We start from the raw sequence: 13,504 nt of genomic DNA on the forward strand, positions 1-13,504 counted from the left end.
GTAAAAGCAGCCAGGCAAGCCCGCCAACGCTTGTAGCCTGTGACCGACCGGTCGTCCTCCTCGCCTCTTTTATCGGCTAAAGCAACGCCGGGTTTGCCCGGTGTGGCGCCGCCGCCTAGAATGCCCCGATGCGCGATGATCTCTCCCTTCTGCTGAACTCCCTCAACGATGCCCAACGTCAGGCTGTAGCTGCCTCCGTGGGTCGTCAGTTGGTCCTGGCCGGTGCTGGTTCCGGTAAAACCCGAGTGCTGGTGCACCGTATCGCCTGGTTGATCCAGGTCGAAAACGCGTCGCCCCATTCAATCCTGTCGGTGACGTTCACCAACAAGGCGGCTGCGGAGATGCGTCATCGCATCGAGCAGTTGATGGGTATCAACCCGGCCGGCATGTGGGTCGGCACCTTCCACGGCCTGGCGCACCGCTTGCTGCGGGCGCACTGGCAGGAAGCCGGCCTTAGCCAGACCTTCCAGATTCTCGACAGCGACGACCAGCAACGACTGGTCAAACGGGTGATCCGTGAGCTGGGTCTCGACGAGCAACGCTGGCCGGTTCGTCAGGCCCAATGGTTTATCAACGGACAGAAAGACGAAGGCCTGCGTCCACAACACATTCAAGCCAGTGGCGACCTGTTCCTGGCGACCATGCGCAGTATTTATGAAGCCTACGAGGCCGCCTGCCTGCGCGCGGGTGTCATCGACTTCTCTGAACTGCTGCTGCGTGCCCTCGACCTGTGGCGCGACAACCCGGGTTTGCTGGCCCATTACCAGAAACGCTTTCGCCACATTCTTGTCGACGAGTTCCAGGACACCAACGCCGTGCAGTACGCCTGGCTGCGTTTGCTGGCCAAGGGCGGCGACAGCCTGATGGTTGTGGGCGACGACGACCAGTCCATCTACGGCTGGCGTGGCGCGAAAATCGAGAACATTTATCAGTACTCTGACGACTTCCCGGACGCGCAAACCATTCGCCTGGAGCAGAACTACCGTTCCACAGCTGGCATCCTCAAGGCCGCTAATGCCCTGATCGCCAACAATACCGGACGTATGGGCAAAGAGTTGTGGACTGACGGCGGCGAAGGCGAAGCGATCAATCTGTACGCCGCATTCAACGAGCACGATGAGGCGCGCTATGTGGTGGAAACTATTGAAAGCGCGCTGAAAACCGGCTTGGCCCGCAGCGATATCGCGATTTTGTACCGCTCCAACGCCCAATCCCGCGTTTTGGAAGAAGCGTTGCTGCGCGAACGTATCCCCTACCGCATTTATGGTGGCCAGCGCTTCTTCGAGCGCGCGGAAATCAAGAACGCCATGGCCTACCTGCGGTTGCTGGAAGGTCGCGGCAACGATGCCGCACTGGAAAGAGTGATCAACGTGCCGGCCCGCGGTATTGGCGAAAAAACCGTTGAAGCGATTCGCGACCATGCGCGTCATAGCGATGTGTCCATGTGGGAAGCCATGCGGTTGCTGGTCGCCAACAAAGGCCTGACCGGCCGTGCTGCGGGCGCCTTGAGTGGGTTTATCGAGTTGATCGAGAACCTCGCCGCCAAATGCATGGAGATGCCGCTGCATTTGATGACCCAGACCGTCATCGAGCAGTCAGGGCTGATCGCCTATCACGAAGCGGAGAAAGGCGAAAAAGGCCAGGCACGGGTAGAAAACCTTGAGGAACTGGTCAGCGCTGCGCGCAACTTCGAAAACGCCGAAGAAGACGAAGACCTGACGCCATTGGCCGCGTTCCTCGGCCATGCGTCGCTGGAAGCCGGCGACACCCAGGCTGACGAGCACGAAGACAGCATTCAGCTAATGACCCTGCACAGCGCCAAAGGCCTTGAGTTCCCTTATGTGTTCCTGGTGGGCATGGAAGAAGGCCTGTTCCCACACAAGATGAGCCTGGAAGAACCGGGTCGTCTCGAAGAAGAACGGCGACTGGCTTACGTCGGCATTACCCGGGCGATGCAGAATCTGGTGATGACCTACGCTGAAACCCGACGCCTGTATGGCAGTGAAACCTACAACAAAGTGTCGCGCTTTGTGCGTGAAGTGCCAAAAGGTCTGATTCAAGAAGTGCGGCTGTCCAACAGCGTCAGCCGTCCGTTCGGCGGCGGTCAGCAGCAGAGTTCCAGCAGCCTGTTTGGCGGCAGCGAAATCCCGGACACCGGTTTCAGCCTCGGGCAGGCTGTGCGCCACTCGGTGTTTGGTGACGGCGTGATCCTGAACTTCGAAGGCGCTGGGGCTCAGGCCCGGGTGCAAGTGAACTTCGACGAAGGCAGCAAGTGGTTGATGCTTGGCTACGCCAAGCTGGAAGCCATATAAAGGCTATCTAATAGCTTTTCTGTGGTTTTTTACGGTGAACCTCTCTCAACAGGCTGATCTAGAAGGCGTAAATCATGGGCTCGGGATTCTTTTCTTCGTGGACATTCTGGGCCCTGTTGTCAGCCGGATTTGCTGCAATGACTGCCATTTTTGCCAAGGTCGGCATCGAAAACGTCAACTCCGACTTCGCCACGCTGCTGCGCACCGTAGTGGTTTTGGTCAGCCTGGCCTTGATTTTGTACGCCACGGGCCAATATCAGTCATTAGGATCGATCTCTGCCAAGAGCTACGTGTTCTTAGTGTTGTCGGGGCTGGCTACAGGCGCCTCTTGGATTTGCTACTTCCGCGCACTAAAACTCGGCCCGGCCTCGTTGGTCGCGCCGGTAGACAAGCTCAGTGTGGTGCTGGTGGCCGTGCTCGGCGTGCTCCTGCTGGGCGAGAAACTCGACCTGCGCCAATGGGGCGGCATCGGTCTGATCACGGCAGGTGTGGTGATGCTGGCGTTGCGGCGCTAAGAAACGTTCCTGCTGAACCTATTCACATTTCCTACAGACAAAAGTACATGGCCCTATTGCCTCGACTTAGCTGAACCCAACCTGTCAGGCAAAAGCCCGAAACACTCTGCCGCTAGCCAGTGTCACTTCAGCTGTGCAACATGGCGCGCGTGCCATCCACAAATGGGAATTCCCTTTATGAAACGTTTTCTTAGCATCGCCATGGCGTTGTGCATCGGCCTGACGATGAGCCTCGACGCCAACGCCAAGCGCTTTGGTGGCGGCAAAAGCGTCGGCGCTGCGCCGACCCACCAGACCAGCCAAATGGCCCCTTCTTCTCCAGGCATGGGCGGCGCTGCGGCGACCGCTGGTGCTGCCGGCGCCGCTGGCGCTGCAGCCAAGGCCGGCGGTGCTTCGCGCTGGCTCGGCCCTCTGGCCGGTATCGCCGCTGGCGGCCTGTTGGCCTCCATGTTCATGGGCGGCGGTTTCCAGGGCATGCAGATCTTCGACATCCTGATCATGGTCGTCATCGGCTTTGTGATCTTCCGCTTCATTGCCGCACGTCGCCGCAAGCAGCAGGAGCATTTGGCTCCCGCTGGCGCGCCGATGCAGCGTGAAGTGTTCGAGAACAAACCTGCTGGCGGTTCGATCTTCGGCGGTTCGGCAGCCCCTGCCGCTCGTCCGGTGATCAACGCTCCGGCCTGGTTCAATGAACAAAACTTCATCGAAGCTGCGCGCAACCACTTCCAGTCGCTGCAGCAGCACTGGGACGCCAACGAAATGGACAAGATTGCCGAGTTCGTGACTCCGCAAATGCTTGAGTTCCTCAAGCGTGAGCGTGCAGAGCTGGGCGACGGTTTCCAGTCCACCTTCATCGAGAACCTCACCGTGCAACTGGACGGCGTGGATGATCGGGCAGACAAGACCATCGCTACCCTGACCTTCAGCGGTGTATCGAAGAACTCGCGTTTCGATCAAGGCGAAGTGTTCAGCGAAAGCTGGAATATGGAACGTCCGCAGGGCGACAACCAGCCTTGGCTGGTGGCCGGTATCCGTCAAAACGGTTGAACCGACCCGCTTTAAGAATGCTCCTACGAAAACCCCGGACTTGTCCGGGGTTTTCTATTTCACGGTTACATCCACAGCGAGCTACTGTATAAAACGCCCCATATAAACCGCGCCATCAAGCAAGAGGATCCCGGACGTGGAAGAAATCATCGAACAACTGCGTGAAGCCAACGAACCGGTACCGGTCCCCTTGGAGTTGCCCGACGAAGATCAGATCGTGGAAATCGAAGAACAACTGTTCATCGACATTCCGTTTGTCTTCAGAGAATTTTTGCTGACCGTCAGCGACGTCGTCTACGGCAGCCTGGAGCCGGTGACCGTCACCGACCCGCAATCCCACACCTACCTGCCGGACGTTGCCGCCAACGCCTGGGACGCTGGCGTTGATCGCAGCATGATCCCGATCTGCCAGGACGGTGACGACTACTACCTGGTTGAAGAAGACGGCACCGTGGTGCTGTGGCAAGCCGAAGAAGAACTGATTGCCGAAGAAACCTGGGAATCGGTCTGGCACTGGGCGCGGGACGTCTGGCTGGAAAGCTGATTGCCTCGACGCCCCGGTGTTCAGTGCCCGGACGAATCCTTGTGGTTGTCCAGGGTTTCCAACAACGCCACCTGCATGCGCGTGTGTACACGGATGAACCAGCGCCACAGCACGGTGGCTACGGCGGCCGCCACCACGGCGATCAGCACTAGCAACTTGTTGGTCGGGAGAATACTGGCCGACAAAGCGGCCAGTAGCAGGAAGATCACCAGCAGCGAGAGGATCGGGATCACTTCAGCGATCACCCGGCGCACTCGCTGTGTATGGCGGCCAGCCATCTCCGGTTTGACGCCCATCTCTGCCAGCAGCATCGACAGTGCCTTGAGCTTGCGATAGGCAGCAATCAGGAAGGGCAGCGATAACAGCAACGCCCCACCCCAGACCAGCGCTTTCTGCCAGCTTGGGTCACTGATCCAGCCTTGCAGATAAGCAGCCATGCGCTCGGCGAAAAACGCGCCAGAGAAGAAAGTCGCAATCACCAGCGCCAGATTGACACCCACCTGCAACAAAATGCGCCGAATCATCGACGCCAGCAGCGCACCCTCGCCCTGTGGCTGGATGCTGCGCAACCATTCGCCGTACATCCCCAGCACTCGGCTCAATCGCGTAGGCATCACGGCGGCAAGCTTGATCGATAACGGATCGGCCGCGCGAATCAGGTAGGGCGTCAGCAGCGTAGTCATCACCGATACCGCGACGGCCACCGGGTAGAGAAAGTGGCTGGTGACCTGCAAGGTCATGCCCAGCGCGGCGATGATGAAGGAAAATTCGCCAATCTGCGAAAGGCCCATCCCGACTCGCAGCGAGGTCCGTCCATCATTACCAGCGATAAAGGCACCTAAGCCGCAGGACAGCATCTTGCCCAGCACCACGGCCACGGTAATCACGGCTATCGGCCAAGCGTATTGCAGCAGAATTACCGGGTCGAGCATCAAGCCAATGGCCACGAAGAAGATCGCACTGAACAGGTCGCGAACCGGTTCGATCAAGCGCTCTATCTTCACCAGCTGCCGGGATTCGGCCATGATCGCGCCAATCAGGAACGCGCCCAGGACCATGCTGTATTCGAGCTTTACTACCAGCAGGCAGAAGCCAAAACACAGGCCCAGCACCGTGATCAACAGCATCTCGTTGCTTTCGAACTTGGCCACATAGGCCAGCAGTCGCGGCACCAGCAAGATGCCGATGACCAGTGCGACGATCATGAACAGCGACAGCTTGCCGACCGTGGAAAACACTTCCCCGGAACTGACTGAGCCGCTGACCGCGATGCTCGACAGTAAGGCAATGATGCCAATGCCAAGGATGTCCTCGACAATCAGCACACCGAAAATGAGCTGCGCAAAGCGCTCGTTCTTCATCTTCAGGTCATTGAGGGCCTTGACGATGATAGTGGTCGAGGAAATCGCCAGGATCGCGCCCAGGAACAACGAATCCATCGTGCTCCAATCGAACCAGCGGCCAATTTCGTAGCCGACCCAGATCATCAGCACGATTTCCAGGAACGCTGCGATAAATGCAGTGGCACCGACCTTGAACAATTTGCGCAGGCTGAACTCAAGACCCAGGCAGAACATCAGGAAAATCACCCCCAACTCGGCGAGGGTCTTGATGGTTTGTTCGTCGTGAATCAAACCGAACGGCGGGGTGTGCGGGCCGATGATGAAACCCGCGACGATGTAGCCGAGCACCACGGGCTGTTTCAGTCGATGGAAAAGTACGGTCACCACGCCGGCGACTAGCATGATCACTGCCAAGTCCTGAATGAAACTGATGGCATGCATGGCGTGGCGCTCCTTGGGTGACATGGCTCGACGAGCAGACACAGAAAAGTCTGATCGAGCAGAGTGAAAATTCGTTTTCAGCGTAGGAAAGGCCCTTGGGGTGGGCTTTTGAAGGGTAACACCGCGACTTCAAGCAGAAAGGCGGTGCAATATATGGAAACAGATCGGTCCAGGCGTGACGGCAGCCTCCCGCCCGGCGTCCCGATAACTGTTAGTTTGAAAAAACTGACGAGGCGCCCGCAGAGGTGCATCCCATGAAACCTGCCTTGAACCGTGAGAACGCTATGGAACCCGGAAACGCCCAACTGTCGATGACGGTATTAATGACCCCCGACATGGCCAATTTCTCTGGCAATGTCCACGGCGGCACGCTGCTCAAATACCTCGACGAAGTGGCCTATGCCTGCGCCAGCCGCTATGCCGGCCGCTATGTCGTGACCCTGTCGGTGGATCAAGTGATTTTCCGCGAGCCGATTCATGTGGGCGAACTGGTGACCTTCCTGGCGTCGGTCAACTACACCGGTAATACGTCGATGGAGGTGGGCATCAAAGTGGTCACCGAAAACATTCGCGAACGCTCGGTGCGTCACACCAATAGCTGCTTCTTCACGATGGTAGCGGTAGACGACCAGCGCAAACCGGCCGCAGTCCCCGCGCTACAACCGCAGAATAGCGAAGACAAACGCCGCTTCATGCAGGCGCAGCAGCGCCGGCAGATTCGTCAAGAGCTGGAAAAGCGCTACCAGGAAATCAAGGGCGACGTCTGAGCGTCCTCGCACCGGTGATGAGAAGGCTTGCCCCCGTTGGGTCGCCTAGCGGCACGGCGATCAAAGACTGATCGCTGTCGCCTCAAACCGTACACGTGGATGAGCAATCCGGTCTTGCGCCCGCACCAACTCCAGCTCGTAACTGGCGCACGCCTGGGTTTCCAACAGCACTTCATGCACCGCCGCTGCCGTGAACTCAAACGCCGCGAGCAGACTGTCGCCCAGCAGCACGCGGGCCAGGAACAACCCGGACGTCAAATCACCAACGCCCACTGGCTGTCGGGGAAACGCGAGCAGCGGCCGACGTAGGTGCCAGCTGCCCTCGGCAGTCACCAACAACATTTCGAATCCGTCCGCCAACTTGCCGGGATATTCCAGGTGTTTGACCAGGATTGCCTTCGGCCCCCGCGCCAGTAGCGCTTGCGCCATGGCGAGGCAATCGAACAGCGACTGCGGCTTGCGCCCCGAGAAACTGTCCAACTCCAGCTGGTTCGGGCACATGAAGTCCGCCACGGCTGCCGCCTCTTCCAGCAGGAAATCACTGACCTCCACCGGCACACTGCAACCCTTTTCCGGATGCCCCATCACCGGGTCGCACAGGTACAACGCCTTGGGATTGACCGACTTGATCCGCGCCACTCCCGTCAGAATCGCCCGCCCTTGGGCGGCGCTGCCAAGGTAACCGGACAGCACCGCGTCACAGTGGCCCAACTCGCCGATCGCGGCGATCCCTTCAATCAGCTCGGGAATCTGATGGGGCGGCAATATTTCTCCGGCCCATTGCCCATATTGCGTGTGATTGGAGAATTGCACGGTATTGAGCGGCCATACGTTAACCCCGACCCGTTGCATCGGGAAAACCGCGGCGCTGTTGCCTGCGTGGCCGAACACCACGTGGGACTGGATGGCGAGCAGATGAGGCGAACGTTTCATGCGGTGAGTTCCGTAAAACGATTGAAATTCGAGCCGCGCAGTATGCGACGAAAAGTGGCCTGTACGACAGACCAGAGACGCAGTTAAGCTGGCGCTATCTTGTTGGAGCACCCCCGCTGATGCTTACCTTGGGAAATATCTTCGTGCTGATGCTGCTCGCCACCGGCGGCGCATGGCTGTGGCACAACCACGGCTTGCGCGAGCGCGCGCTGGAACGGGTCAAGCGGCATTGCGTCAAGCTCCAGATCGAGTTGCTGGACGGCAACGTGGCGTTGAAAAAAATCGGTTTTATCAAAGATGCCAACGGCCGTCGACGTCTGGCGCGCGTGTATAACTTTGAATTCACCGTGACCGGCGAAACCCGTCACATCGGCACCATCACCCAGTTTGGCGCTCACAGTGCGCAAATCGAACTGGCGCCCTACCCCATGCCGCAGGATGACACCGCGCCCGTGGTCGATGTGGCGAGGCCTCGCGCCGAAGTGATCGAACTCAGCCAATGGCGGCAGGATCACAGCAAGTTGCGTCCTTGAGGGTTGATGGCTCAGCATCGAAGCATTTCTGGACGCCCCAAGCGTTGCCGCTAACGCGGTTCGACCCTGCACCCCACCAACGCTTGCTGCAACCAATAGCCCTCTTGGGGCTCGGCAAAAATCAACTCAACCCGCGAATCCTGGCGCCATTCACTGGCCTGCCAATCCAGCGTCGAGTTGTCCAGCGCATTCGCTGAAACCCACCCCGCCGTGCTCTGGATAACCAGCTTCGCGCGCCGCCAGGCGAGGCCTTCAAGCCACATGGTAATGAGCGCGACATCGAACAGCTGGCTCGGGTGCCAACGCCAGCCTATGCTCCAGCCGCCCTCCTGCGCCTGACTCAAACAAATAGGCCGCGTGGGATCAGTCCAAAGGGCCGGCATCTGCCCAAGGCCCTTGGGCACGATGAAATTATCCACACCTGCCACAGCTCGAGCCTGAAGGCCCGGCAATGCGCTCAACGGCAACACAGCCTGCTGCGTCCAGTAAAGCGGACGTGCAGGCAACTGCGCGACGATTCGCTGACGATCACTGTCGCCAAGCTGTTCTGACTTGTTCAGCAACAGCAGTCCTGCGTGAGCAAGCGCCTGTTGCTGCGCCGCCGGCAGTGGTTTTCCGGCGGCCAGCGCGTGGGCATCAAGCACCAACACGCAAGGCTGAACGGCCAGAACACCTTGCCAAGGTGCCTCGCTCAACTGTCGCAGTAACTGCGCCGGATGCCCCAAGCCAGAAGGCTCGATGAATAAGCGGTCCGGCCGCGCCTTGCGCAGCAGGCGCCCAAGCCCGATCTGAAACGGCGCACCATTGACGCAACACAAACAGCCTCCGGCCACTTCCCCCAGTGCGATACCATCGGCATCCCGGGTCAGCAGCGCGGCATCGAGACCGATCTGACCGAACTCGTTGATCAGCACGGCCCAGCGTTCATCTGCCGGGCGCTGTGCCATTAAGTGCTTGATCAGACTGGTCTTGCCGGCGCCCAAGGGGCCAGCAATGACGTGAGTGGGAATGTTCTGCAGCATGGTCGAGGTTTTCTGAGGAGGTTGAAGATGCGGTGGATGGGATTGTCGTTGCTGCTGACACTGATGTCGGGCGAGGCGCTGGCCCAGGCTTGCGTGGTTCATAGCCAGGCAGAGCGGCTCGACGTGAAGGTCTGCCAGCAAAACCGCACTATTCCGCAAAAACTGTTCGCCGATGGCTTCTGCCAGCCGAACCTGCCCGGACAAAAGATCGACGTGCAATACGTTGACCAGTGCCCTGACGGCGCCATCGGCGTGTGCAGCAACGCTCAGGTGGCCAATATGCCTTACCGGCAGGATATTCACTATTACGGCGTGGCCACCGACGCAGCGTATTTGAAGCCGTACTGCGAAGCCCAGAGCCGGGGCTCCTGGCTCAACCCCTGAGGGGCTAGCTCAGCCAATCGAGGGTCAGGATCAATCGCCGAGCACCGGGAGCCGGCTGCGGAGAGCGATGGATCAAACCGAAACCTTCGTTGCCGCGCCAGTTCTCACCTTTGAGCAGCGCGACTTCGCCTTGGATGACTTGCTGGATCTGCGAAAGAGGCTCGGCCTCGGGCTGGCCAAGCTGCTGCCGATCCATCACCCCTTCCTTCAGCCACTGGCTGCCGATACCGGCATACGTAGTGATCAGCCGCACCGGCACATGATCGACGTGAAAGCGCGGGCACATGGCCTTGTCCAATACCCGCAAACGCACGCCGATACGCTGGGCACCCAATAGACACGCAAAGGCGCTGACCAACCAGGAAACATCGGCGATGAAGCCTTCATAGCCTTCAAGGTCGCTGAAGCTCGACGCCAGGCCTTGGAGGTTGGGCTCGGTGTCCTCGCCGGATAACTCCAGAGACAGCGCTTCGGCCAAGGGTTCGTTCAAGGACAGCAGCAGGCTGGCAAAGTCGGCGATGTGCGCCGGAAGTTGGCGCTGCCAGACAGCGAGATTCACATCGTCGTGGAGAATTTTCGTCAGGACTTTGGGGTTTTCTCCGTGATGTTGACGTATGGCCCGCACGGACGTCTTCGTAGGTAGGCTCGCACCCACTGGGGTAAGTGTGAGCATCAGGCAGCTTCCTCGTGCCAAGGGCCAAACGGGTCAGGCAACAATCGCCAGCCTTCGACGCCCTGGACCATCTCATCGTCGGTGAGCAGGCATCTGTCGAGCTCAGCTGTAAGCAGTGCGAAGTCGATGTTCTGCCCGATGAATACCAGCTCCTGACGGCAATCGCCGGTGGTGGTGATCCAGTTTTCCATGATCCCGGCCGTACTTTCTTCGTCTTGCGGCCACTGATCTTTTGGCACAAAACGCCACCAGCGCCCGGCAAAACCATGGCGCATCAGCCCCCCCGCCTGGGACCAGCTACCGGCGTCCATGTGTTTGCTGGCCAGCCAGAAAAAACCTTTGGAACGCAGCAGTTTGCCGTTGACCCACGGACGGTCGATGAAGCTGAAAAAGCGCTGTGGATGAAATGGGCGCCGCGCCCGGTAGGCCGTGGAGGCGATGCCATACTCGTCCGTTTCCGGTACATGTGCGCCGCGCAACTCCTGCAACCAGCCCGGCGCCTGAGCGGCTTTTTCGAAGTCAAAACGGCCAGTATTGAGGATTTTTTCCAAGGGAATTTCGCCCATGACCATCGGAATAATTTCCGCCTGGGAATTGAGGCGTTCCAGGATTGCGATCAGCTCCTGGCGTTCGCTGCTGCTGATCAAGTCGATCTTACTGATCAGGATTACGTCGGCGAATTCGATTTGCTCAATCAAGAGGTCGGTGATTGAACGCTCGTCCTCCTCACCAAGGGTTTCGCCCCTCGAAGCGAGGCTTTCGGCGGCTTGGTAGTCGAGCAGAAAGTTCATGCCATCGACGACGGTGACCATGGTGTCGAGCCGTGCGATGTCAGCCAGGCTTTGTCCTTCGTCGTCGCGGAAGGTGAAGGTTTCGGCAACCGGTAACGGTTCTGAGATGCCTGTGGACTCGATCAGCAAATAATCGAAGCGACCGTCCTTCGCAAGTTTGCTGACCTCTTCGAGTAGGTCCTCACGCAAGGTGCAGCAAATGCAGCCGTTGCTCATTTCCACGAGCTTTTCTTCGGCACGGTTCAAGCTGACATCACGCTGAACTTCGCTGCCATCGATATTGATTTCGCTCATATCGTTGACGATCACGGCAACCCGCAGCTTGTCGCGATTACGCAGCACATAGTTGAGCAGCGTGCTTTTACCGGCGCCTAAAAAGCCGGACAGCACGGTCACGGGGAGACGATTGGGCATCAGGTTTCCTCACAGGGTATGGCCGGTCAAATCGCCCAGCGATGGCGTTCGCGCAGCTCTTCACGTTCTTTGGCTTCGGTACACAGGGAACGCATATTTCGAATGTTATAGTATAACGGTACAAATTGACCACTCTCCTCTTGCTCGCATCGACAAAGAGACGGATGCTTGAAACCGTTCCAGCCTCGAGAAACACCATGGGAAACGCCCTTAATTGCGCGCTGTTGAGCCTTTCGCTATTGTTGGCGGCTGATGCCTGGGGACAAACCCCCAGCCTGGCCACATGCACCCGCAGCGCCAATCTGCTGGCGTGTATCGACCCCGAGGGCAATGCCTACAGCGTCAACACCGTCGGCAGCACGATCTATCTTCGAGGCTTTGAAGTGGCGGGCAAACGCTATTGGGCACAAACGAGCAGCCGCTATGGGCAACTGACATTTTTCACCGGCCTCGCTTCCGATGGCGAAGCCTGGGTCGGCTACAGCCGCCGCGTGGGCTGGACGACAATCAATCGGTTTTCCAGCTCTGGCGGCAGCAGCGCGAAGTTCACCTGTAGTCGGATGACGGGGTGCTAGACCTGCGCTTTGCGCTGCTCTTGTTGCCAGGCGACATAGCTATCGATCGGTGGATTCTTTAGAAAATACCGCTGCAAACCCTCAAACAAGCCGTTAGCCACCGCTTGTTGGTGACGTGCAGTGACCAACCGCTGGCTGTCACGAGCGTTTGAGATGAAACCGGTCTCCACCAGAATCGACGGCACATCCGGAGATTTCAGCACTGCAAACCCTGCCTGCTCGACGCGTTTTTGATGCAGCGAGGTGATACCCGCCAGACTGCCGAGCACCGTGCTGCCCAACTGCAAGCTCGCGGCGATGGTCGCGTTCATCGACATGTCGAGAATGACCCCGGCGAGCATCGGGTCCTTGTCCTTGAGATTAAGCAGGCTGGTGGCGCCCAACAGGTCCGCGCCGTTCTCGCGCTGCGCCATAAATCGTGCGGTGGCGGAGGTCGCCCCGCCTTCAGACAGGCAGTACACCGATGCGCCCGACGCAGTGAGCCGTGGCGCCGCATCGGCATGTACCGAAATAAACATGTCAGCGCTGTGCTTGCGAGCAATCTCCACGCGCTTGCGCAGCGGCACAAAGAAGTCGTCGTTGCGCACCAGTTTCACGTCAAAGCCTTTCTCGCGCTTCAAGCGTTTCGCCAGCAATTGTGCAATCGATAGCACCACGTCTTTTTCCCGCTCACCTTTAGCGCCGACCGCGCCCGGGTCTTTGCCTCCATGGCCGGGATCGACCACCACAATGATGTCGCGCTTGGGGTGAACCTTGTTGATGATCGATTCACGCAACGGCGCCGCCGCGATCTGCAACGGCGCGGCGGTCTTCATATCGAGTACCAATCGGTGCCCTTGCCCATCCTGTGGCGGCAGCAAAAAACTATTGAGCTGCACCGGCCCGCTGAGGTCGAGAACAATCCGCGTGTCGCTCTGGCCGAAATGGCCGGAGCGGATCGAGCGAATCACTGTGTTATTCAGCGCTAGCTGACTGAAGTCACCACTGAGACTCGCGCCGCTCAGGTCGATGATCAACCGTTCAGGCGCACTCAAAGAAAAGGTTTTGTACTGCACGGGCCCGCTCAAATCGAACACCAATCGCAACTTATCGTCCGAACGCCACAGTCGCGCATTGCGCACCTGCGTCGCCGAAACACTGAAGGGTAAAACGAAAGCCGCGCTGGCCAGAATCAGGTTGAGCAAATGACGTCTGTGCATGGTGAAAGCTC

Annotated in this window: 14 protein-coding genes; 8 read left to right on the forward strand and 6 right to left on the reverse strand. The window is 58.8% G+C overall.

Annotated features, from left to right (window positions below):
- Positions 1 to 128: 128 nt before the first annotated feature.
- From uvrD to RHM68_RS25485, 4 genes are all read left to right on the forward strand, one after another.
- Positions 129 to 2,312 (forward strand): DNA helicase II, encoded by a 2,184-nt coding sequence (gene uvrD / locus RHM68_RS25470; RefSeq protein ID WP_322219737.1) that lies wholly within the window; start codon positions 129 to 131, stop codon positions 2,310 to 2,312.
- 74 nt (positions 2,313 to 2,386) lie between these two features.
- Positions 2,387 to 2,827: an EamA family transporter gene (locus RHM68_RS25475; protein WP_322219738.1), complete on the forward strand. Its 441-nt coding sequence runs from the start codon at positions 2,387 to 2,389 to the stop codon at positions 2,825 to 2,827.
- Positions 2,828 to 3,004: 177 nt separating this feature from the next.
- Positions 3,005 to 3,874 (forward strand): Tim44 domain-containing protein, encoded by an 870-nt coding sequence (locus RHM68_RS25480; protein ID WP_322219739.1) that lies wholly within the window; start codon positions 3,005 to 3,007, stop codon positions 3,872 to 3,874.
- A gap of 136 nt (positions 3,875 to 4,010) precedes the next feature.
- Positions 4,011 to 4,418, forward strand: coding sequence for an SMI1/KNR4 family protein (locus RHM68_RS25485; RefSeq protein WP_007943369.1), 408 nt, complete (start codon positions 4,011 to 4,013; stop codon positions 4,416 to 4,418).
- Positions 4,419 to 4,438: 20 nt separating this feature from the next.
- Here RHM68_RS25485 and RHM68_RS25490 read toward each other — a convergent pair whose 3' ends face one another.
- Positions 4,439 to 6,202, reverse strand: a complete 1,764-nt coding sequence (locus tag RHM68_RS25490; protein ID WP_322219740.1) for a cation:proton antiporter — start codon at positions 6,200 to 6,202, stop codon at positions 4,439 to 4,441.
- 284 nt (positions 6,203 to 6,486) lie between these two features.
- Here RHM68_RS25490 and RHM68_RS25495 point away from each other — a divergent pair, with 284 nt between their 5' ends.
- Positions 6,487 to 6,969 (forward strand): acyl-CoA thioesterase, encoded by a 483-nt coding sequence (locus RHM68_RS25495; RefSeq protein WP_322223946.1) that lies wholly within the window; start codon positions 6,487 to 6,489, stop codon positions 6,967 to 6,969.
- 60 nt (positions 6,970 to 7,029) lie between these two features.
- Here RHM68_RS25495 and pdxY read toward each other — a convergent pair whose 3' ends face one another.
- Positions 7,030 to 7,902, reverse strand: a complete 873-nt coding sequence (pdxY, locus tag RHM68_RS25500; RefSeq protein WP_322219741.1) for a pyridoxal kinase PdxY — start codon at positions 7,900 to 7,902, stop codon at positions 7,030 to 7,032.
- A gap of 119 nt (positions 7,903 to 8,021) precedes the next feature.
- Between pdxY and RHM68_RS25505 the strand changes: the two genes are divergently transcribed.
- A complete protein-coding gene (locus RHM68_RS25505) occupies positions 8,022 to 8,435 on the forward strand; it encodes a DUF3301 domain-containing protein (RefSeq protein ID WP_322219742.1) in 414 nt (137 codons plus the stop codon).
- Positions 8,436 to 8,485: 50 nt separating this feature from the next.
- On the opposite strand, the gene RHM68_RS25510 is transcribed toward RHM68_RS25505, so the two are convergent.
- Entirely contained in the window at positions 8,486 to 9,457 is a 972-nt protein-coding gene (locus RHM68_RS25510) for a CobW-like GTP-binding protein (RefSeq protein ID WP_322219743.1), read from the reverse strand.
- A 27-nt stretch (positions 9,458 to 9,484) separates the two neighbouring features.
- On the opposite strand from RHM68_RS25510, the gene RHM68_RS25515 reads away from it, so the two are divergent.
- Positions 9,485 to 9,841: an NADH:ubiquinone oxidoreductase gene (locus tag RHM68_RS25515; RefSeq protein WP_322219744.1), complete on the forward strand. Its 357-nt coding sequence runs from the start codon at positions 9,485 to 9,487 to the stop codon at positions 9,839 to 9,841.
- 4 nt (positions 9,842 to 9,845) lie between these two features.
- Here RHM68_RS25515 and RHM68_RS25520 read toward each other — a convergent pair whose 3' ends face one another.
- Positions 9,846 to 10,514, reverse strand: a complete 669-nt coding sequence (locus RHM68_RS25520; RefSeq protein ID WP_322219745.1) for a DUF1826 domain-containing protein — start codon at positions 10,512 to 10,514, stop codon at positions 9,846 to 9,848.
- Positions 10,514 to 11,719 carry a zinc metallochaperone GTPase ZigA gene (gene zigA, locus RHM68_RS25525; protein WP_322219746.1) on the reverse strand — a complete coding sequence of 402 codons (1,206 nt, stop codon included), beginning with the start codon at positions 11,717 to 11,719 and terminating at the stop codon, positions 10,514 to 10,516. The genes RHM68_RS25520 and zigA overlap by 1 nt, the downstream gene beginning before the upstream one ends.
- A 197-nt stretch (positions 11,720 to 11,916) precedes the next feature.
- Between zigA and RHM68_RS25530 the strand changes: the two genes are divergently transcribed.
- Positions 11,917 to 12,294 carry a glutamine synthetase gene (locus RHM68_RS25530; protein WP_322219747.1) on the forward strand — a complete coding sequence of 126 codons (378 nt, stop codon included), beginning with the start codon at positions 11,917 to 11,919 and terminating at the stop codon, positions 12,292 to 12,294.
- Here RHM68_RS25530 and RHM68_RS25535 read toward each other — a convergent pair.
- Positions 12,291 to 13,493: an N-acetylmuramoyl-L-alanine amidase gene (locus RHM68_RS25535; protein ID WP_322219748.1), complete on the reverse strand. Its 1,203-nt coding sequence runs from the start codon at positions 13,491 to 13,493 to the stop codon at positions 12,291 to 12,293. The two genes, RHM68_RS25530 and RHM68_RS25535, sit on opposite strands and share 4 nt — an antisense overlap.
- Positions 13,494 to 13,504 lie beyond the last annotated feature (11 nt).

It is taken from the genome of Pseudomonas sp. DC1.2 (assembly GCF_034351645.1).
Lineage (GTDB): Bacteria > Pseudomonadota > Gammaproteobacteria > Pseudomonadales > Pseudomonadaceae > Aquipseudomonas.